Raw genomic sequence first — 21,252 nt, 5'->3', positions numbered from 1 at the left:
TTTATTCAACCTCGCCGGATTCGATTACTTCCAGCGGATCGCGCCCACTTATTTCTGCAAAAAAGAGTTCTTTGTCGTAGGGCCCGAAATGACCTTCGTCGCCCACAAGGGTAAAGAACTCAATACGCGAATAACGGCGGCAGCGTTCTTCGCTGACCCGGTTACTGGCGTAGTAATTGGATTTATCCATGGAATGGGTGGATTGCCCCAGATCGATAACCCGATCTGCAAACTCGCACCACGCATGGGCCATCCATTTTTCGTCCTTGAAAATCCAGCCGTGAACAACTTCGACTTGATTGTTTTCACTGGCAGGTTCAAGGCAGTATTCATATGCGGAAGGTTGATTTCTACTCATTACAACTATCCTTTCTCAAATTATCCAGAGCCATCTTGATAGCCCCCAGAGCATTGCCAACTTCGTGATGGGCAGGAAAGACAGCTTCGGTATGCAGTTTCTCAGCAACTTCAGGCAGCAATTTCTGCGCGGCAGCGCCGATTCCCACTATGGGAAGATTCAGAGATGCGTCAAAGCTGACCAGCGGGCTTGCCGCACGCCCGGAAATGAATCCGGCCATATTGCCGCCGATCTCCTTGCGCACAATGTGTTCGAGCATGGCATTTTCAATCTTGACCCTTGTCTCCGTAAGGACCATTTCCGCAAAGCCGGCTGCATCAAGATCATACTCTTTGCCCAGAATAGCGGCAGCAGCTTCGGAAACAGACTTGTCTCCGATTTCAAGCTGTCCCTGAACATGCAGGGCATCGGTGGGAGTGAAGCCCACTTCTTCCACCAACTGCTCACGCACAAGTTTCTGTACCTTGCCGCCAAGACCGATTTCACCCAGCCCGGTTCCGGTCATGATCTGGCCGAAGGTGGATGGGCCGTTTTCAAAAAGATATTTCAGAACAGCATCGTCGGAACTTGTGTCCGCTGAAGGTCCGGTCTTCAACAGATGGGATTCATGGCCTTTGCCGATCCATTTTTCCGGTGCGGAAATATCCCCGGCCATGCAGAGAGGCACAACCCTGCCCGGACCCACTTCAAAATTACCGGACCTGTTAATACGCGCAAAGCTGTCGCCACCCACACCCACGGTGAACATCTCGACCGCTTCGACGTGGGTCTCCCAGTCGCCGATGATGGAACCGCTCTCCTGAATGGTAGGCTGGGAATTACGGATCAAGGTCACGTCGGTGGTGGTACCGCCTACGTCAACAATGAGGGCATCCTTTTCCGGTGAATAAATAGAGCCGTAGTAGGCAGTGGATGCCGGGCCGCTGGCAAAAGTTTCCGCCGCGCGCTGCACAGCTTCTTCCATGCTCATGGGTGTGGCGTTTCCGCGCACAACAACCACGGAAGAACCGAGACCGCGCTCGTTAAGAGCCTTGCCGACTCCGGCCAGAAAATCTTTCATCACCGGCATAAGCCGGGCATTGAGTACTGCTGTGGCCGCACGCTCAGCCTGTCCGGCGCGGGTACTGATGGTATGGGAGCAGAAAACCGGTTTCTGATCGGTCAGGGAAATAGCTTTTTCTGCTATGAGTTCGTGGGCGGGATTCTTGATGCTCATGGCCGAGCAGACAGCGTACGCGTCAACATGCCCCGCCATGTCCTGTATACCGTCCACAAGTGATTCAATATCCAGCGGGTCTTCTTCCATGCCGGTGATTTTATGTCCGCCCTTTACATAACGCAGTGTAACTACAGGCAGCTTAAGCGCCTTGGTGGTGCCGATCATAAACAGGCCGACCCGAGCCCCTTTGTTCTCCACAATGGCATTGGTTGCCAAAGTGGTGGAAACAGAGACAAGATTAACCTCGTCCGGGCTGATCCCGCTTTCCTTCATGGCCTTATCCAGAGAGGAAGCCAGCCCAAGACTTAAATCGTGGTGTGTGGTAGGGGATTTGGCCGTGGCCACCACGCTCGAATCATCACATTTTACAACTACAGTATCAGTGTAGGTTCCGCCGGTATCAATACCGATCGCATAACCGCTCTCAAAACTCATTGCACATATATCCTTCGCCCGCAGGAGGCATTATTGTTTTCTGACAAGCCATAGCAGGCCCGACCAGTACAAATAATGCCGCTTTTCCCGATTGGCAAGGGTTGAACTCTATTTCATAAAATCGGACGGTTATTTAATGATGACCCCGGCATAGGCTACCACCCGTTCATAATCCCCTGTGGCTTTACCTGAATTGCTGTAATCAATAAGCCTGCCTGAGGTGGCACCCAGCTTTTTGGCTGCAAACATAGCCATGGTCATGGGCAGGACTCCACACATGCTTATCTGGTTGGACGAGACAATGGAATACAGGTCGGACGGGTCCATACGAATAATCGCCTCAAGTGCCATGGAGTCGAGCTTCTTGGCCTGATCGGCAGAAATAAAATGACTCATATCGGAACTGACCACCATGGAAACAGGCTCAGGGCTGTCTTCCATAAGTTCGGCAATCGCTTCACCGGCTTTACGCAAATTTGTTGGCGAGGCTTCAGAAACGCAGACCGGAACAATTTTAACGCGCGGGTTCAGGTAATGCAGAAAAGGGACGATTACCTCGAGAGAATGCTCCCGTGAATGGGCTTTCTCATTAGCTGTGAACCCGGCACCGCTTTCAATCAGCTTTAGGGCCAGTCCTTCGTCCACATCCAGCTTACCGCCGGGAAATTCCCAGCTGCCCTTATCCCAAACAGATAAAGGCGATCCCAGCCCGGTATGATTCGGACCCAGCAGGAAGACTCTGGAAGCCAGTTTGCTCTGGGCAAGGGTTTTGCCGCAAGGATAACCGGAAAACATGTACCCGGCGTGGGGAACCATAACCAGACGGTCCGGCTTTGAATCCAAATCCTGTACAGGGGTTCCCATATACATTTCAAGTTCCCTGCGGAGCTGTTCAGGACTGTCCGGATAAAAACGTCCGGCAACAACGGGCTGTCTGTTCATATTAACCTGCCTTATAATTATTGAAACGCCGGTTCCGGCTGGAATTTCGAAGCATCCTGCTCAAGCTTGTGTGTTGCCAGTGCTGATGTGGCAAGACGTCCGTAAAGGTCACCCGGCTTCTTCTCAGCAACTTCTTCCATTAACTTTTTCCATTCAGCTGTGGCCCCGGCCTTTTCATAAAGCTGGGCAAGACGAAAACGGGATGAAGCCCATTCCGGGTCAGAAAGCGGGATGTATTTGTCATACTCAGCAGCCCATTTGAGAGCTTCCCGGTAACGCCCGGAACTTTCAGCCGCAAAAATAGTCATCAGGATGCAATCCTTGATCTTTTCCCGGTCTCCCCCGGTTTCAAGGAGCATGGATAATGCTTCCTGAGCGTAAACAAAAACCCGCTTTAATTCCTTTTTCTTCATAGCAGACTTGGCCATAAAGTACATGGCGTAAGCACGTGAAGATTCAGGCAGCAGCAGATTGGAAGCCAATCCGGCCCAGAGCGGAGTGCTGAGCTCGGTTTCACCGAGATTCTCATAAGCCATGGCCTGTGCATATTCTATATGAATCTTCTGCTTGGGATCAAGCTTCCACTTATCCTTGGCAAGATCGACAAGCTCGGTGACCTTGCTCCAGGCCTGCTCGTCCACATAAATACCTAAAGCCATATCAAGGGCCATGGCTGAATATTTGGGGACTTCCTCACCCTGCAGGTAGCGGTCAATCAACTCCAAAGCCTTTTGGGGCTGCTCTTTTTTCCAGAAACTTAACGCCACGCCGAGTCTTGTCTCGTCGTTGACATCTTTGCCTTCATTATTTTTCTCGGCGTACTTATTCCAATAGCTGACCACCCGGCCATAATTCTCGTCCTTGACCAGATCAGGAACGGCCATGTCAAAGACACGGGTGCCGAGTTCACTGGCCCGGTCACGTAATCCGCTGCGGGGATATTTATCCAGAAAATCCTGAACTGCACCAAGACAATCACCATACTTCTTGTTCCAGTAGTACCACATACCCAGCTTTAGCTGAGCCAGAGGAGCCAGCTGACTTTCCGGAAATTTTTCAATGATATGGGTGTAAATTTTTTGAGGACGCAGGTTGTAAGGACGATCAAAAACCTTATCCATCTGGCTCATGCTGGGATCATCGTAAATGCCCTCCTCAGCAAGACGCATCATGGATACCAGTCCACCTTCTTTATCGGGAAAATCTTTGGCCGCTTTTTCGTAAATTTCTTTAGCTGCAGCTTTCTGGCCCGTCTTGAGATAAATATCTCCGATACGGGCAAGGACAATATCCGCTTCCGGGGCTTCCGGCGAGAGGTTATAGTAAGCCCAATAATTATCCAGAGCATCACCAATCTTGCCCAGCCTGTTCTGGGTGTTGGCCGACATGAGCAGGAAATGCAGGTCTTCGATATAAAACCGGGGCCAGCGTTTATCAATATAGTCAATAATCTGAAAAGCCTGCTCATCATAACCGAGAGCATCAAGGGCCTTGGCAAGGCCAAGTGCGGCATCGCGGACAATCTTGCTGTCCGGGTACATTTGAACAAGATATTGAAACTGGTCCGCGGCCTTTTCATATTCCTTCATACCGAGGTAATATTCACCCCAGTAATAACTGATATACGGAATATTGGGATCGTTGGGATACTGGGACTTAAGCAGATTGAAATAAGCCTTCGCCTCAGGCATGTTGCCCACTTTCAGGTTGAGCAATCCCAGATTCAGCAGGGCCATAGGCACATTGGGCGATTTGGTATCAGCATTCATGGCTTCCATCCACGCGCTGGATATTTCACCATAATTATCGGCCAACGCCTGACGGTTGAATTCGGTCAAGGCTTCCGCCTTGCCGTAAAGAGCGCGTAAGCGCAAATCCTGCGGCAAATCCTTCATAAGGGAAACTTCCGTAAATCCGGATATTGCAGCTTCAACCTCCCCTTCATCAAGAGACCCTTCAGCTGCAAGCAGAACACCTTTAGCTACTTTAATCCGGTCTTCAGGGCTAAGTTCCTGCTGACCATCGGCTCCTTCCTCTCCATCGACAACATTACCGTCACTGGCCAACTGCTCTGAATCTTCCACAGGATAAGCATCTGATCCATCAGCACCCTGCTCACCCTCTACGGCCTCATCGCGGACATCACCGGCACCGGTATCAAGGGAATCTGCCTCGGTTGCAGGAGCCTGACCTTCAACCGCCCCTTCATCCTTAAATGGAGGATAATTCGTTGCTTCGACTGAGTTCTCATCCTGCGGAGCCGGAGCCTCCTGACCGGAAACACCGGAATCAGGAGGCGCTATCCTACCGCTGACTTGACCGGAAGTACCGGAATCAGGCGGAGTTATCCGACCGCTGACCTGACCGGAAGTACCGGAATCAGGTGGAGCAATCCGACCGCTGACCTGTCCGGAAGTACCGGAATCAGGTGGAGCAATCTGACCGCTAACCTGACCGGAAGTACCGGAATCAGGCGGAGCAATCCGACCGCTGACTTGACCGGAAGTACCGGAATCAGGCGGAGCAATCTGACCGCTGGCTTGACTGGAAGTACCGGAATCAGGCGGAGCAATCTGACCGCTGACCTGACCGGATGTACCGGAATCAGGCGGAGCAATCTGACCGCTGGCTTGACCGGAAACACTGCCTTCAGCCTTCTGCGGTGACTCAACCGCATCGGAAGCGGCCTCATTTTCAGGAAATTCTTCTTCGTAGGCAGTTCCCTCCAGAGCAGTTGATCCATCACTACCCTCATCTACCGGAGGAGGTGCAACGGCTCCACCTGCAGAGGCTCCGTCAGGAGGATTGATTTCTCCTCCTGCAATTCCGCCATTTCCATTAACAGAACCACGCCGGACACTTCCCCCCGCCCGTGCCGGTGGAGCGGAAGTATCAACAGGCTGTGCCTGCCCGGGACCTACCATGGCAACCGGAGCACGGTAAGTATAAGGCACAGAATAAAAAGGACGTTTTTTCGGCTGAACCGGTACCTGCTGCACAGGATCAGATATATCCTGCGCCTGCCCAAGCTCCTGCTTAAGCGGTGCAGACTCTTCATCTTCCGGCAGATCTACTTCATCGATAACCGGAGGTTGCGGAACCTGTTCAGCAATCTTTGGGGTTTCCTTCTTTGGAGGAACAGCCTTCTTCTCAGCAGCACGCTTTGCAGCGGCCTTATTACGTGCAGCCTCTCTTGCCGCTGCCTTCTTTTGGGCAGCTTTTTTACGTTCGGCTTCACGCTCTGCTTTTTCTTTGGGAGAACGCCATTTGGAACCGATCGGATCACGGAAAAACTGAATTTGCATCTGACCGTTACCGGCAGGCATGCGAATGAAGCCGAAAGCGCTGGTACGCGTTCCGATGGTAATGGAACTGGGCCCCATTTTCAGGGAATTGACAATTCGTAAAGGTGAGAGCGGGGCCGGAGTTGGAGCCTTTTCACCCTTAAGCGCATTTTTGGGGAAAGAGATAGTAATCTGCTGCCGTCCGGTACGGACAACTTTACCGTTAAGACTCTTTTGATCGAAGACAAGACGAATGGAATCCATGTCAGCCTTGGTATCAGCAAAATACTCCAAGGCGTAACCCGGATGAGGGCAGGCAAACCAGAACACGGCTGCCATAAAAAGGATCCGGAATACTCCGGTAAGTCGGCTGAGCGTCACAATCAATTATCTTTGCAATATTCCTGCCTACCCCTCACAAAATCCACACTTTTTTCACTTATTATACTTCCAGATCCCTCTTTTTGATCTTCTCAATGAGCGTAGTCCGCTTTACCCCGAGGAGTTCTGCGGCTTTATTTTTCACCCCGCCGGCCTTTTCAAGGGCCTCTATCATGAGGCGGTCTTCAATCCTTTCAAGAAAATCCTTGAGCCCTGAGGCCCCCTGTTCTTCCAGATCCGCAAGGGTAGGCCAGCTGAAACCGACAGGCTGCATAAGTTCAACAACCTTTTTCTTCGGCTCCCTACCCACATCCTTCCAGATCTTTTCAGGCAGGTCATCTGGAACGATCTCATTCTCATCACAAAGGATACACATGCGTTCCATAAAATTTTCAAGTTCCCGGACGTTTCCGGGCCAGGAATATGACACCAGCATATCGGCAGCATCGCTTTGAATACCGAGCGGCTCCGTATTCTTGTCTTCACAGAAGCGTCCAAGAAAATGTTTGGCCAGCAAAAGAACATCCCCGCCTCGTTCACGCAATGGCGGTAGATGCATGGGAATGACATTCAAACGGTAAAAAAGATCCTCGCGGAATCTTCCGGCGGCCACTTCGATTTCGAGGTCTCGGTTGGTTGCGGCCACAATGCGCACATCCACCTTTTTGATGGAAGTGCCGCCTACACGTTCAATTTCTTTTTCCTGCAGGACCCTTAATATTTTAACCTGAAGACTAAGATCCATTTCCCCGATTTCATCAAGAAAAATGGTTCCCCCGTCCGCAAGTTCAAAACGTCCAGGACGGGAGCGTACCGCATGGGTAAAGGCTCCTTTCTCATGACCAAAAAGTTCTGACTCCAGCAATTCCTTGGGGATAGCCCCGCAGTTTACCGGAACAAAAGGCTTTTCCTTGCGTTTACTGTTGCGGTGCAAAGCACGTACAAGCAGTTCCTTACCCGTGCCGGATTCCCCGGTGACCAGCACGGTACTGTCTGTAGGCGCCACCTTTGCGAGAATCGCAAAGACCTCCTTAAGCGCAGGACTGTTTCCAATTATTCCACCTAAATTAAGAGCCATTCGGCCTCCAAAATATTCTAGTCCGGGGGAACTTTATAATTTTGTTCCGCCTTATACGGATTATTCCATCATATAAAATAGACAACCCTACACATTCACTGTCAATGAAATGACGCAAAGTCAATATGCAAGTGAATTTTTATTGCAAAAAATCAATAAAAAAAGCGTCTAATATCCCATTTCTTTATTCCCGGATAAAAATTATTCCATATCTTCCAATTCCCGCCCCCGCGTTTCTCGGACAAGAGACATGACAAAGAAAAAAGACACCGCAGCGAAAACAGCATAAATTAAGTAGGTAAATCCCAGTCCGGCCCATTCCACAAGGGCAGGAAAGGAAGCGGAAACCATAAAATTAGCAACCCATTGCGCCCCGGCCCCGAGAGCCAGGGCGGAGGCGCGGATGCGGTTGTTGAACATCTCACCAAGCAACACCCAGACAACCGGACCCCACGAAAACCCGAAGCAGAAGACATAAAGGTTGGCAGAATAAAGTGCGGTAGTTGCCAAGGTTCCGCTCAGCACCGGATGACCGCTTGCATCAAGAGGGGCAGCCCCGAACAAATAGGCAAGGACACCAAGTGTAACAACCATCCCGGCGGACCCGGCCAGCAGGAGCGGCTTACGTCCCACCCGGTCAATAAGGGCAATGGCTACCAGCGTGGTGACAATGTTCACAACCCCTGTAATCACCGTGATCCAAAGAGAGTTTTCCTCGGAAAAACCTACGCTGCGCCAGAGCATGGAGCCGTAATAAAAAATGATGTTGATTCCCACGAACTGTTGCAGCACCGAAAGCCCGAGCCCTAGCCAGACCACCGGATGAAGTCCCCCTTCACACCTGAGTACCGCAAATGAAGTAGCGCATTCTATTTTAAGACTTTCCTTGACTTCTGCGATCTTCTCATGGGCCTTCGCTCCGATAACCTTCGAAAGGATACCTTCGGCCTCTTCTTCACTGCCGGAAGCAATCAGGTAACGTGGTGATTCAGGAATCATCATGGCCGCAAATCCGTAAAGCAAAGCAGGCGGAACTTCGGCCCAGAACATCCAGCGCCATGTTTCAAAACCGAACCAAAGCACATTATCCGCCGATCCTCCGGCCAATCCCACCAGCATGTAGTTACTGAGCATGGCCACAAAAATCCCGACAACAATAGCCAACTGCTGCAAGGAGCCAAAACTTCCGCGCAGATTGGCCGGTGAAATTTCCGCGATGTAAGCCGGAGTAATTGCACTGGCAAGCCCGATCCCCACACCGCCCAGAAAACGCCAGAAAATAAAATCCCAGACCGTTACAGGCAACCCCGCCCCAATCCCGCTGACGGTAAAAAGTAAAGCTGCGATCAACATAGGCTTGATACGCCCGTAGCGGTCAGAAACAGTCCCGGAAAGCAAAGCCCCGATTGCCGAGCCGATAAGTGCGAGGGAAACCGACATACCCACCAGCACCGGGCCGACCTTGAAATGATCACCCAGCGCGACCACTGCGCCGTTTATTACCGCAGTATCAAATCCGAAGAGAAAGCCGCCGAGGGCAGCGGAAGCGGAAATAAGAAACACAAAAATGACAGAAGAGGATTGTTTTGAATTGAGGGCGGGACTTGCAGACATGTTTACCTTCTTAAAGTTACACAAATTGCAGCAGGACAACACTAACAAGCAATACAAGGTGTTATCATAATCCATGTTGCAATGTCACCACACTTCAAGACAAACCATAGAAACATCAAAAGGGAGACACCGACTTAATGTCAGTATCTCCCTTTCTTTAATTAAACAATTCCAGCTCTTACCATCTAAAACCATTGAAAGTTTTAGGGCCATAAACCCTTTTGCAAAAGGGTTTAATCCGTCAGAGACGAACTTGTTTCAGCAAACACACATAGCGTATCTTTACTTCTTAGCTCTTTTGGCAATTTCTTTGGCAGGTATAATTCCGGTAGCGGAAGCGGAAACGATGTTTCCGGCAACACCGGGACCGTCGCCGGCCACGAAGAGACCTTCCAGAGCGGTTTCGAGCTGGTTGCTGGTTTCCACCTGTGTGGAGAAAAACTTAATCTCAGGTGCGTAGAGCAGGGTTTCCTCGTTGGCCACACCGGGCACTACATCGTTGAGTTTCTCAAGACCTTCGATGAGGTTGCGTACAATACGCTCGGGCAGCGCCATGGCAATATCACCGCAGGTAACATTTTTCATGGTCGGTTCCACAAAGCTGTTGCGTACGCGGTTCCATGTGGAACGGCGTCCGCGCTTGAGATCGCCGAAACGCTGCAGGATGGGCTTGCCGCCGCCGATGATGGTAGCCAGCTTACCGATAGATTCACCGTAAGCCTGATTGTCGGTAACCGGTTCTTCAAGCACGACTTTGGACAGGAAAGCGAAGTTGGTATTTTCTGATTTCTTATCCATGTAGGCATGTCCGTTTACACAGACAAAATCCTGATAGTTTTCAAGAGCCACGAATCCGCCCTGGTTGGTGCAGAAGGTACGCACCTGATCATCATAAGTGTTGGTACGGATAAAAAAGGTGGGGTCGTAGATCACGGAACAGAGATCACGCATGATGTCCCCGTGCACTTCCACTCGCACACCGACCTCGATTCCACGCTGAGTAATGGCGAGATCATGCTTCTTGGCAAGGCTTCCCATCCACTCGGAACCTACGCGTCCCGGAGCAAGGATGACGTTTTTGGCCTTGTATTCTGCTTTTTTGGTCACAACACCGGCCAGTTCTCCGTTTTCGATAAGGATATCCTCAACGTGCTCACCGGTACGAAAGGTTACCCCTTTGTCCATACAGTACTCAGCCATTCCGGCAATGTGGCCGGGCAGATTGTCGCTGCCAAGGTGCTTCTGCTTGATGAGCAGCAAATCAATGCCATGCTTCAGGGCATCTTTGCGGATATTTTTGGCCTCTTCCATGTTGGTAGGATAAACCTGACCGTCCATGTTGAAGCGATTAAAAATTTCTTCGGTTTCGTCAATCAGGGCCTTGGCCTCGGAAACCGGCATAAACTGGGTAAGATCGGTCTTACCGAGCTTGTGAATATAGTTGAGCTTGCCGTCAGAAAAAAGGCCCGCCCCGCCCACACCGGAAAGTATGTTGCAGGGTTTGCATTTAATGCATTCCTGATCTCCGGTTATGGGACAATGTCTTTTGAGAGAAGCCTTTCCCTTTTCAATGACCAGAACATCAAGGTCGGTATTCTCGCCAAGGTAATAAGCTGCGAACAGTCCGGCAGGACCGCCGCCGACAATAATTACATCAAACTCTTTCTTCCCGTTATCTTTCGGGCTCATAATATTCTCCAGTATTGGTCTTTTTAGCCTGCTTTGCGCAACCCGCGCAGGCATGCCAATATACGCTTTTATCCAGATAAGATCAAAAATGCAAGCTTTAATTATCTTTATTTTAATTCTTAAAAAATCTTTATTTACAGTATGTTACATGAAACATAAACCAATAATGCTTTTTCTAAAATCAATCCCTCTTGACCAGGAGCAATTACTCTTCTAAATAATCTACTAAACCAAGAAGGAAATTTCATGAGACTGACAACAAGAAGCAGATACGGAACCCGAATGATATTGGACATAGCCATGCACTGTACCGCAGGCCCGGTCCGCATCAGTGATATTGCCAGCCGTCAGGGACTTTCAACCAAATATCTTGAAAAACTTATCCGCGAACTTAAGCGGGCCGGTTTCATTTCCAGTAAACGCGGCCCCGGAGGCGGACATTCGCTTGCCATGCCCCCGGAAGACATCACTGTAGGCGCGGTGGTCCGAAGTTTAGAAGGAGATGCAGGATTGGTTGAATGCCTTGAGAATGACGAACTCTGCCGACGCATCGAAGACTGCCCTACCCGCGAAGTCTGGATTAAAGCCAGCAAAGCCATGTATGCAGCTCTTGATGAAATATCCATAGCCGACCTGCTCAAGGAAGGTTCTTTTTGCATCAAAACAAACCCTTTCTAGAATCCCTAGAAATATCCCCGGATATGCACAAGCTGTCCGGGGATATTTGTGTCCTGTAAATCGGCCTCCACGAAAGATTCAAAGCACCTTTCAGACTGTGCCGTTTATTTACCTTGCATTTCAGACGGGTAATACATTACCCTCCCCTTCATGATTTACAAACTAACCGCACTATTTATTATCGTCTGCACCGCTGGGTTATTTACTGCTGCCCACTTCTCGTCCCCACCGGAAAATCTAGGCATCAACGGCGGCAAACTTTCCCCCTGTCCAAACAGCCCCAATTGTGTTTCTTCACAGGAAAACGATAAGGCACACACAGTCCAATCAATAAAGGCCAGCGGGACGAACAAACAGGTCATAAAAAAACTTAGGGCATGCATCAAACAAATGGGCGGCAAAATAGTTTCCCGCAGCGGACCGTACCTACATGCCGAGTTCAGGAGCAGGTGGTTTCGCTTCGTAGACGATCTGGAATGCATTTACGATGAAGCTGAAGGCAGAATTGAACTTCGCTCCGCTGCAAGGCTTGGTTATTCTGATTTCGGGGTAAACAAAAAACGGGTAGAAGAATTACGTAACCGTTTTGAAAATAATAAGTAACCCCCGTATAATATAGAAAAAAGCGCTGAATATTTTTACACAGCTATCGACTTTTACTATTCGACGAATTCTCCTGCCTGAGTTTAAAGGTTGAATCTAAACCATAATCAGGAGGAGAAACTAATGAATTTTACAAGAAAAGTTACGCTGATGCTTGGAGCTGCAGCCCTGTTCGTATGTATTGCTGCCAACGCATTTGCCATGAAGGACAGCTACAACTACATGTGTGCGGCATCATTAAACAATGCAGTAAACAACCATGCAGATGTCGCCATCGTGGACATTCAGGTGGCTGAAGAATTTAACGCTCACCACATCAAGGGCGCTATCGAAACCGGTGCCTACCCGGTGAAAACCGCAACCGATACAAACAAGCTTGATGCTGCTGTGAATAACCTTAAAAAATCCGCTCAACCTATAGTAGTGATCTGCCCGCGCGGCAAAGGCGGAGCCGAAAGGACCGTCAACTATCTCGCCAAAAAGGGAATTGCACCCTACCGCTTATTCATCCTCACCAACGGTCAGGGTGGCTGGCCCTATGCTGTTGAATCAAAATAAAATCAGCACCACATCCAAGTAATAAAGCCCCTTGCGCCAAGAATCCGGTGCAAGGGGCTTCATTATAACAAAAAACACTGCCTTAAAGAATACTTCCGCATTCCGGGCATTTGCTAAGTTGTTGACGGCACCTGAAAACTACTGTCTATTATAACAGAAATATCACAACTCTGGCCAGCGGGGGGAGCAACATGATGAAAATTGGTAAAGTTTATTTTTTAGCAGCACTATTTATCTTTGCAACGGTGATTACCGCTGCTGCTGCCGAATGGAGATTCCCCGGAGAATTTGAAAAACAGGAGAGGGTTTACCTCGGCTGGCTGAGCAAAGAATATGTTAAGGGCTACCTTACCGATGATGTCCTGCTGGAAATTGCCAAGAATCTTGCTCCGTATACAAACATCACCATCTGCATACCTGAAGAGAGTCAACTCAAACATGTGCAGCCCCTGTTAGAAAAGAACAAACTCCCCATGGAAAGAATTTCATTCCAGACCATTCCTTTTACCATGCTCTACTGGCGGGATTTTGGCCCCATCTTCACAACGGACAGGCAGGGTAACAAAAGCATAGTCGATTTCGGGTTCAACTGCTGGGGTTATTTTCCGCAATCAGACACCCAATCCCGGATAATGGAACGAGTAGACCGGGATATAGCCAAGCTGCGCAAAATCCCTTCAAGAATGACCCGTCTGGTCAGTGAAGGCGGGGACCGGGAACTGAACGGAAAAGGAACCATACTGGTCACTGAAGCCTGCGAATTCCAGCGTAACCCCAACCTTTCACGTGCTGACATTGAAATAGAACTCAAAGAAATGCTGGGCGTCAGCAACGTTATCTGGCTTAAAAGAGGGACCGTTGACGACGATGCTTACAACGTAAGCACCCTGCCAGGGCCGGACGGAAAAGGGGTGGCCTACCGCAGTGCTGCAGCCAATAATCACATTGATGAATATTGCCGCTTTGTAGCCCCGGATACAATTCTGCTGGCTGAAGTTAGTGAAGAGGAAGCGGCCCAAGGTCCGGTTGAAGCGGAAAACCGCCGCCGAATGGAAGAAACCTACAGTATACTTAAAAACGCAGTTGATCAGGACGGCAAGCACTTCAAGATTATCCGCATCCCCATGCCGGAACCCTTGTATTTCCAAGTGACCCCGCAGGATGGAGCCTATTACGGATTGGTTTCATTCCCGCGCTTTTCAGACGGTACGGCATTCCCTGTAGGAAAAGATATACAGGTTGTCCCGGCCCAGAGCTACTGCAATTTCCTGATTTCAAACGGTGTGGTTCTGGCCCAGAAATACTGGCATGAAGGTTTGCCCGAGAAAGTTAAAAGACGCGATGCCGAAGCACTTGAGGTGCTTAAAAAAGCATTCCCGAACCGAAAGGTAGTTACCATAAACACCCTCGGCATAAACTTCGGCGGTGGAGGAATTCATTGCTCTACCCAGCAGGAGCCGTATACGGGTAAATAAATCCAACCCAAAAAAAACTCCCGCCGGCAAATCCAGCGGGAGTTTTTTATCATCCAAAGTGTCGCCGCAATCGCTCTATCCGTTCGGTAAGCAACTGCGGCTGTCACCGGAGTCCAGGTGGGGATAATCCCCTCTGTCTCCTTAATATATAAGTAATCACTTATTCCGGCTTGGCAATACTTGCAAATGCACAATGATTATGAATTGACTCAAAACTTTCCACATCGACTTTATACCAGGAAATTTTCGGATGCTTTTCCAAACCCATAGCAGCATTGCGGACGACATCCTCAACAAAGGTAGGGTTAGAAAAACTTTTTTCGGTAACGTGCTTCTCATCTTCCCGCTTTAGCAGAGAGAACACTTCACACGAACCTGAATCTTCCGCAATTTCCACCAGATCCTCTATCCAAATAAATCCTTTGGACTTTGTCCTGATATGCACCACCGCACGCTGACTGTGGGCTCCTTCATCACTGATGGCCTTGGAACAGGGGCAGACGGTCATTACCGGGACCTTCACCCCAAGGGTAAACTCCAGCTTATCGCCGACCATTTCGCCTTCCACGGTACATTCATAACTCATTATGCCCTTGCGTCCGCTAACCGGAGAGGTTTTTTGCAGGCAATAGGGAAAGCTGAGTTTGGCATGGGCGCGTTCAGCTTCAAGGCGACGCAGAATGTCGCTTAAAAGATTGTAGAAACTCTTGTAGTCCAGTTCTTCGGACCAGTCTTCCAGAGCCTCCACGAACCGGCTCATGTGCGTGCCTTTAAAATGGGCTGGCAGATCAACGGACAAGGCGACTTTGGCCATGGTGTGCTGACTGCCGGATTCCCGGTCACGAACCACAAGGGGGAGGGTCAAATCCCGCACACCGACCCTGTCGATAGACATGGCGACCTTTGCAGGACTGTTTTGTACGTCTTCCATTAAACCAACTCTTCTCCAGTCGTTGTGAGGCCGAGCTTGCCGTGCTTCACGCCTTTGGTAGAAATAAGACGATGAGCCAGTTCTTTGATCTGCTTGCCGTCACCTTTAAGCACCATGACTTCAAGGCAGTTGTCATGATCAAGGTGAACATGCAGAGTCGACATGATCAGATCGTGGCTGTCGTGCTGCAACTCAGTCAAACGCTGAGAGAGACCGCTCTGGTGATGGTCATAGACCAAAGAAAGAGTTCCGGCCATCTGCCCCTCAGCTTCATCCCATTCTTTTTCCACCAACATGTTGCGGATCAAATCACGAATTGCTTCAGAGCGGGTCTGGTAACTTTTTTCATCACAAAGTTTATCAAATTTTTCAAGAAGATCGGAATCAAGGGAAACTCCGAAACGAATAGTTTTACCCATTTCAAACCTCCGTAAAACTACATGGATTTGCCGGGAACAACTTCCCGGATATTGACAGTCATTTCCGCATTGCAGCAGGCGGCTTTCTCGGTCAAAGGCAACGCTGTTTGCCAGCCGAGGTCTTCAAGCTTCCGCCAGACCGGAACCGACACATCACGCACCGGTTCAGCCATCCAGATGGTGCCTCCCGGCTTAAGCACCCGCCGGAAAAGTTTTTCCAGCGGATCAAAAAATCTTTTTTCGTAAAGTATATCCCCGCCCCAGATGAAATCAAATGAACTCTCTGCAAGCGATGGTTCTCTCCAGTCCATCTGCAACCAGAGCGGCTGGGATGTGCCGTTCAAGACGGCGTTGTCTTTTGCAAAATAAAGCGGCGGCAATTCGTAATCAAACGCGACCACCTCAGCTCCAAGGGATTGTCCGATAACAGCAGTCAGCCCCAGTCCGCAACCTAGATCGAGACATTTGCGTCCCCGAATCAGCTTCGAATTACGGTAAAGCCATTCACCGAGCAATACGCTTGCAGGCCAGAGTTCGGCCCAATACGGCAAGCGCTCGTCATCACCGAACTCATCTTCACCTATTTCATCCCAAAGGGTCTCAAGGTCAGCTGTTCGTTCAATTTTCCAGACCCTTCCGGCGGTCTCTACTTTTATAACTTCCCGTTCACCGGAAACATAATCCTTCAAAAAGACACTCCTTATCTACTCATTTCGTATGTTTTTTTTCGCCAAAAGACAAGCTTGGGTAACACTAACTATTCGATTGCAAAATTATAAAATAATTAAATTTTAATTAATCCGATAATTTTTTGAAGATTTTTCTGAAATTTGACCTTACACAAGACTTTTATTTCTTAAGCAGGAATGCTATCAGTTGCGAGTTATTCACAATGACACGGTCAGGAAACATAAAAATAAGTCTATACAGAAGGGAGGCCCCATGATTCCGCAGGAACTTCTTTACTCCAAATCCCACGAATGGCTCAAGGTTGATGGTGAAAACGGTGTTATCGGCATCACCCATTTTGCTCAGGAACAGCTCGGCGACCTTACTTTCGTCGAACTTCCGCAGGAAGGCGATACTTTCGCAGCCGGTGACGAATTCGGCTCAATTGAGTCCGTAAAGGCTGCCAGCGAAATGTACGCTCCGGTTGACTGCGAAGTAATCGCTGTTAACGAAGCACTGGAAGACGCACCTGAAAAAGTCAACGAAGATCCTTACGGGGAAGGCTGGCTTGTCAAAGTAAAAATTACCGGTCCGACTGATGCGCTTCTTGATGCCGCAGCTTATGAAAAAGTAACCGAAGAAGAAGCTCACTAATCAGGGGCCATTCTTTATATACAGTACACAAATTTCCCCGCCGACCGCTTAAGTCAGCGGGGATCATTTTTTTATACCGGAGGATACAATGCCTTACGTACCTCATTCCCCGGAAGAGATCCGGGAAATGCTTGATGTTATCGGCGTGAACTCCGTGGATGACCTCTTTGCCGAGATCCCGGCCGAACTGCGCCCCAAAAGTTTTGACCTGCCCAAAGGTAAAAGCGAAATGGCAGTTCTGGAAATGCTGGGCAAAATGGCCGCAAAGAACACCACGGATCTGACCAGCTTCCTCGGAGCAGGTTTTTACGACCATTTCATTCCCGCAGCTGTGGATGCCCTGTCATCCCGCAGCGAATTCTATACTGCCTACACCCCTTACCAGCCTGAATCTTCTCAGGGAACCCTGCAGGCGATTTTTGAATATCAGACTGCCATGGCCCGGCTCATGGACATGGATTACGCCAACGCCTCTGTATACGATGGCGGGTCCGCTCTTTACGAAGCCACCCTCATGGCCGTGCGTAAAACCAGACGCAGGAAAATCATCGTCAGTGAAGCACTGAACCCTATTTACCGGGTTATGCTTAACTCCTACACCAACAACCTGAATATTGAACTTGTCACAGTGCCCCACAACCATGGCTGCACCAATGTCAAATCAATTACTGCGGCAGTCGATAAGGACACTGCAGCTGTTATCGTTCAAAACCCCAACTTTTTCGGCTCGGTTAACGATTTCACCGAAATGTTCGCCGCAGTCCACGAGCACAAGGCTCTGGCAATCATGTCCACCTACCCGGTCATGCAGTCCGTGCTGAAAACTCCCGGTCAGATGGGTGCCGATATTGCTGTTGCAGACGGCCAATCCATCGGTCAGCCGCTTTCCTTCGGCGGCCCGTACCTCGGAATTATGACCTGCTCCAAAGCTTTGGTCCGCCAGATGCCCGGACGCATTGCAGGACGTACTGAAGACGAAGACGGCAAGACCGGTTACGTTCTGACCATCCAGGCCCGTGAGCAGCACATCCGCCGCCAGAAAGCGACTTCCAATATCTGCTCCAACCAGGCTCTCTGCGCCCTGCGTACCCTGATCCACCTCTGCCTGCTGGGAGAGGAAGGCTTACGCCGGACAGCAATCATTTCCGTTGAACGCGCACACTATGCTGCCGACCGCCTCACCTCCATTGACGGTGTGGAAATGTTCACCAAAGGCCCCTACGTCAACGAATTTGCTGTAACCCTTCCGGTAAACGCCTTTGAGGTAATCGATAAGCTCACCGAGCGCGGCATCATCCCCGGTTTCCCTGTAGGACGTTACTACGAAGGATTTGAAAACGTGCTGCTGGTAGCCTGCACAGAAAAGACCACTGAAGAACAGATCGGCATCTTCGCCGAGATTCTGCGGGGGGCAATCTAATGAAAACAGTATTTGAAAAATCCGTTCCCGGTCGCGAAGGCTGCTGGCCCGAAGAACCCAAGTCAAAAATCGAGGACTTCATCCCCGCAGAACTTCTGCGTAAAGAAGCGGGTATGCCTTCCCTTTCCGAGCTGGATGTGGTTCGCCACTTCACCAAGCTTTCTCAGAAAAACTTCGGTGTGGATTCCAACTTCTATCCCCTCGGCTCCTGCACCATGAAATACAACCCCAAGTTCACCGAACAGGTGGCTGCCATGCCCGGATTCGCCAAGCTGCACCCGGTAATTTCCCAGCTCAAGGGAGCGGGCCGCCATTGTCAAGGTGCGCTTGAAGTCATTCACGAAACCGAATCCATGCTCAGTGAACTGACCGGAATGGCTGCATTCACTCTGCATCCCATGGCCGGTGCCCACGGTGAGTTGACCGGGGTTATGCTCATGGCCGCTTACCATCGCGACAAGGGCAATAAAAAAACAAAGGTCATCTGCCCGGATTCCGCCCACGGAACCAACCCCGCATCAGCCGCAGTGGCAGGATACGATGTTGTTTCAGTTGAATCCAAGGACGGCATCATCACCCCGGAAGCCCTCGCTGAGGTTCTGGATGATGAAGTGGCAGGCGTTATGATGACCTGCCCCAACACCCTCGGCCTGTTCGAAACCCATCTTCCTGAACTGGTCAGGATGATCCACGAAAAAGACGCTCTGCTCTACTATGACGGCGCGAATATGAACGCCATCATGGGCAAGCTGCGCGTCGGTGATGCCGGGTTCGACATTGTGCATCTCAACCTGCACAAAACCCTCGCTACCCCGCACGGTGGCGGCGGTCCCGGTTCCGGTCCGGTCGGCGTAAGCGAAAAACTTATCCCCTTCCTGCCCATTTCCCGCGTGGCTAAAATGGAAGACGGCCAGTACTACCTTGACTATGACGCACCGAAATCCATCGGTTATGTTGCCCCCTTCTACGGCAACTTCGGTGTTTACCTGAAAGCATACGCCTATATGCTCCGCCTCGGTCGCGAAGGCCTGACCCGCGCCACTGAAGGTGCGGTCCTCAACGCCAACTACATGCGCAAGCGTCTCGAAAACCATTTCGAGATTCCCTACAACCGCATCTGCATGCACGAGTTCGTTGCTTCTGCGGTCAATCAGGCTAAGAACGGCGTTCGCGCCCTCGATGTTGCCAAGGCACTGCTGGATAAAGGCCATCACGCCCCGACTATCTACTTCCCGCTCATCGTGAAGGAATGTTTGATGATCGAACCCACCGAGACTGAAAACAAAGAGACCATTGACCGCTTTATCGACGATCTCATCGAGATTGCAGAAATGGCGGAAAAGAACCCCGAAGCACTGCAGGCTGCACCTGTTTCCATGTCCGTTAAAAGGATGGACGAAACCAAAGCTGCACGCTCCATGGTGATTACTGATGACGTCAAATAGTTTCCCGACAGATACACGCTCCTACGACCTCGTGGTCGTAGGAGCCGGTCCGGGCGGTTTTGACGCGGCCCTTGAAGCTGCGGAAGAAGGCATCAAAGTCGCGCTGGTGGAAAAAGACCTGCTTGGCGGAACCTGCCTTAATGTGGGCTGTATTCCCACCAAAATGTACCTCGGTGCAACCTCCCCGGTGGAAGAACTTGCCGCGCAATCCAAAGCCCGCGTTGCCAAGGGTGAAATAGAAATAGATTTCAAAGCCCTGTGTACTAAAAAAGACCGCTTCATCGCTGCCACCCGCAAGGCAATGGCTCAAAAAGCGAAAAATCTGGGTATCGACATCTACCCTGCCGTGGCTAGAATTATTGAGCCCGGTAAAGTAGAAGTTTCCCACCCGGAAGAGACTGCTGTCCTAGAGTACAAATCACTTGTCCTCGCTACCGGTTCCCACCCGACCGTATTCCCGGGTTTGGAGCCTGACAACGAGACTATTCTCGATAACAGCGGATTTCTTGCGCTCGAAGAAATGCCCACCTCGCTGCTGGTCATCGGAGCAGGCTTCATCGGCCTTGAAATGGCCCAGATCGCCCACCGTACCGGATGCAAAATCACGGTAGTCGATGCCCTTGACCGCATTGCGGTTTATGAGGACCCCGAAGTTTCCAAAGCTTTGCAGGGAGTCTTCAAACGCCACAAGTGGCAATTCAATCTGGGAGTGAAGGTCAAATCCGTTACCGCTGAAGACGGCAAAGCTGTGCTGCGTACCGAAGACGGAGAAGAATTCACCGCCGACAAAGCACTCATCGCCATCGGACGCCGTCCCAATTCCGCTGATATCGGACTTGATGTTCTCGGAATCAAGACCGAAGGCCCAGGCTTCGTCAAGGTTAACGAAAACCTTGAAGCCGCTGAAAACGTCTACGCCATCGGTGACCTGAACGGGAAAATCCTGCTTGCCCATGCAGCCAGCCATCAGGCCGGGTACGTGGTCCGCCGCATTGCCGGAAAAACACAATCTCCCTATGAGCACGGCCCTATCCCGTCCATTCTCTACGGTTCTCCGGAAACCATGCGCGTTGGGCTCATGCCCGCCGACCTTGAAGGAAAAGGTGATGTGAAAGTCTCCTCCTTCCCGCTGGTAGCCAACCCTATTGCTCAGGCCTATGCAGCAACGCAGGGCTTTGTAAAAGTGATCTGGCTTGATGGACATGTTGCCGGGATTACTGCTGTAGGGCACCACGTCTCAGGCTTCACCACCGCAGCAGCCATGATTGTTCAGGAAGGCTGGACCAAGGATGATATCCACAAGGTTGTCTTCCCCCACCCCTCTCTGGATGAAGCTCTTTTAGGTGCGCTTAAAGCGGAGCAGAAATAATTTGCCCACAAAGGCTTAAACCGTTTTTATC

General features: G+C 50.4%; 18 protein-coding genes. 8 read left to right on the top strand and 10 right to left on the bottom strand.

What is annotated here, in order from left to right:
* Position 1: 1 nt before the first annotated feature.
* The 7 genes from ACKU41_RS16555 to ACKU41_RS16525 form a co-directional block, all read right to left on the bottom strand.
* Positions 2-358, bottom strand: a complete 357-nt coding sequence (locus ACKU41_RS16555) for a hypothetical protein (protein WP_319778638.1) — start codon at positions 356-358, stop codon at positions 2-4.
* Positions 351-2,012, bottom strand: coding sequence for a hydantoinase/oxoprolinase family protein (locus ACKU41_RS16550; protein WP_321402341.1), 1,662 nt, complete (start codon positions 2,010-2,012; stop codon positions 351-353). The genes ACKU41_RS16555 and ACKU41_RS16550 overlap by 8 nt, the downstream gene beginning before the upstream one ends.
* A 129-nt stretch (positions 2,013-2,141) precedes the next feature.
* Entirely contained in the window at positions 2,142-2,954 is an 813-nt protein-coding gene (amrB, locus tag ACKU41_RS16545) for an AmmeMemoRadiSam system protein B (RefSeq protein ID WP_321402339.1), read from the bottom strand.
* A 17-nt stretch (positions 2,955-2,971) separates the two neighbouring features.
* The gene (locus ACKU41_RS16540) at positions 2,972-6,577 is read right to left on the bottom strand and encodes a tetratricopeptide repeat protein (protein ID WP_321402338.1); all 3,606 of its coding nucleotides are present in this window, start codon (positions 6,575-6,577) and stop codon (positions 2,972-2,974) included.
* Between the two features lie 103 nt (positions 6,578-6,680).
* Positions 6,681-7,697 (bottom strand): sigma-54 dependent transcriptional regulator, encoded by a 1,017-nt coding sequence (locus ACKU41_RS16535; protein ID WP_319778632.1) that lies wholly within the window; start codon positions 7,695-7,697, stop codon positions 6,681-6,683.
* A gap of 201 nt (positions 7,698-7,898) precedes the next feature.
* A complete protein-coding gene (locus tag ACKU41_RS16530; protein ID WP_321402333.1) occupies positions 7,899-9,311 on the bottom strand; it encodes a sugar porter family MFS transporter in 1,413 nt (470 codons plus the stop codon).
* Positions 9,312-9,593: 282 nt separating this feature from the next.
* Positions 9,594-11,000: an FAD-dependent protein gene (locus ACKU41_RS16525; protein ID WP_321402332.1), complete on the bottom strand. Its 1,407-nt coding sequence runs from the start codon at positions 10,998-11,000 to the stop codon at positions 9,594-9,596.
* Positions 11,001-11,246: 246 nt separating this feature from the next.
* Between ACKU41_RS16525 and ACKU41_RS16520 the strand changes: the two genes are divergently transcribed.
* The 4 genes from ACKU41_RS16520 (at position 11,247) to ACKU41_RS16505 (ending at position 14,314) form a co-directional block, all read left to right on the top strand.
* Positions 11,247-11,678 carry an Rrf2 family transcriptional regulator gene (locus tag ACKU41_RS16520; RefSeq protein ID WP_321402330.1) on the top strand — a complete coding sequence of 144 codons (432 nt, stop codon included), beginning with the start codon at positions 11,247-11,249 and terminating at the stop codon, positions 11,676-11,678.
* Between the two features lie 150 nt (positions 11,679-11,828).
* Complete coding sequence (locus ACKU41_RS16515) at positions 11,829-12,281, top strand: DUF1499 domain-containing protein (protein WP_321402328.1); 453 nt, start codon at positions 11,829-11,831, stop codon at positions 12,279-12,281.
* Between the two features lie 123 nt (positions 12,282-12,404).
* Positions 12,405-12,839 carry a rhodanese-like domain-containing protein gene (locus ACKU41_RS16510; RefSeq protein WP_319778627.1) on the top strand — a complete coding sequence of 145 codons (435 nt, stop codon included), beginning with the start codon at positions 12,405-12,407 and terminating at the stop codon, positions 12,837-12,839.
* 191 nt (positions 12,840-13,030) lie between these two features.
* Positions 13,031-14,314 (top strand): agmatine deiminase family protein, encoded by a 1,284-nt coding sequence (locus ACKU41_RS16505; RefSeq protein WP_321402326.1) that lies wholly within the window; start codon positions 13,031-13,033, stop codon positions 14,312-14,314.
* 160 nt (positions 14,315-14,474) lie between these two features.
* Here the strand turns inward: ACKU41_RS16505 and folE2 are convergent, their stop codons facing one another.
* Genes folE2 through ACKU41_RS16490 form a run of 3 tightly spaced genes read right to left on the bottom strand, consistent with a single transcriptional unit; the run spans position 14,475 to position 16,353 of the window.
* Positions 14,475-15,245, bottom strand: a complete 771-nt coding sequence (gene folE2 / locus ACKU41_RS16500) for a GTP cyclohydrolase FolE2 (protein WP_319778625.1) — start codon at positions 15,243-15,245, stop codon at positions 14,475-14,477.
* Positions 15,245-15,664 carry a nickel-responsive transcriptional regulator NikR gene (gene nikR / locus ACKU41_RS16495; RefSeq protein ID WP_319778624.1) on the bottom strand — a complete coding sequence of 140 codons (420 nt, stop codon included), beginning with the start codon at positions 15,662-15,664 and terminating at the stop codon, positions 15,245-15,247. Before nikR ends, folE2 begins: the two co-directional genes overlap by 1 nt.
* 17 nt (positions 15,665-15,681) lie before the next feature.
* Positions 15,682-16,353 carry a methyltransferase domain-containing protein gene (locus tag ACKU41_RS16490; RefSeq protein ID WP_319778623.1) on the bottom strand — a complete coding sequence of 224 codons (672 nt, stop codon included), beginning with the start codon at positions 16,351-16,353 and terminating at the stop codon, positions 15,682-15,684.
* A gap of 253 nt (positions 16,354-16,606) precedes the next feature.
* On the opposite strand from ACKU41_RS16490, the gene gcvH reads away from it, so the two are divergent.
* The 4 genes from gcvH to ACKU41_RS16470 all read left to right on the top strand — a co-directional run bounded on the left by gcvH (position 16,607) and on the right by ACKU41_RS16470 (position 21,221).
* The gene (gene gcvH / locus ACKU41_RS16485; RefSeq protein WP_319778622.1) at positions 16,607-16,987 is read left to right on the top strand and encodes a glycine cleavage system protein GcvH; all 381 of its coding nucleotides are present in this window, start codon (positions 16,607-16,609) and stop codon (positions 16,985-16,987) included.
* A gap of 88 nt (positions 16,988-17,075) precedes the next feature.
* Positions 17,076-18,407 (top strand): aminomethyl-transferring glycine dehydrogenase subunit GcvPA, encoded by a 1,332-nt coding sequence (gene gcvPA, locus ACKU41_RS16480; protein WP_321402323.1) that lies wholly within the window; start codon positions 17,076-17,078, stop codon positions 18,405-18,407.
* A complete protein-coding gene (gene gcvPB, locus ACKU41_RS16475) occupies positions 18,407-19,852 on the top strand; it encodes an aminomethyl-transferring glycine dehydrogenase subunit GcvPB (RefSeq protein ID WP_319778620.1) in 1,446 nt (481 codons plus the stop codon). Before gcvPA ends, gcvPB begins: the two co-directional genes overlap by 1 nt.
* On the top strand, positions 19,839-21,221 hold the full coding sequence (locus ACKU41_RS16470) for an FAD-dependent oxidoreductase (protein WP_321402321.1): 1,383 nt from the start codon (positions 19,839-19,841) through the stop codon (positions 21,219-21,221). The genes gcvPB and ACKU41_RS16470 overlap by 14 nt, the downstream gene beginning before the upstream one ends.
* The last annotated feature ends 31 nt before the right edge of the window (positions 21,222-21,252 follow it).

This window comes from Maridesulfovibrio sp. (genome assembly GCF_963678865.1).
Lineage (GTDB): Bacteria > Desulfobacterota > Desulfovibrionia > Desulfovibrionales > Desulfovibrionaceae > Maridesulfovibrio.
Note: the sequence above shows the minus strand (reverse complement) of the source record. Positions and strands in the feature narration are given on the sequence as shown.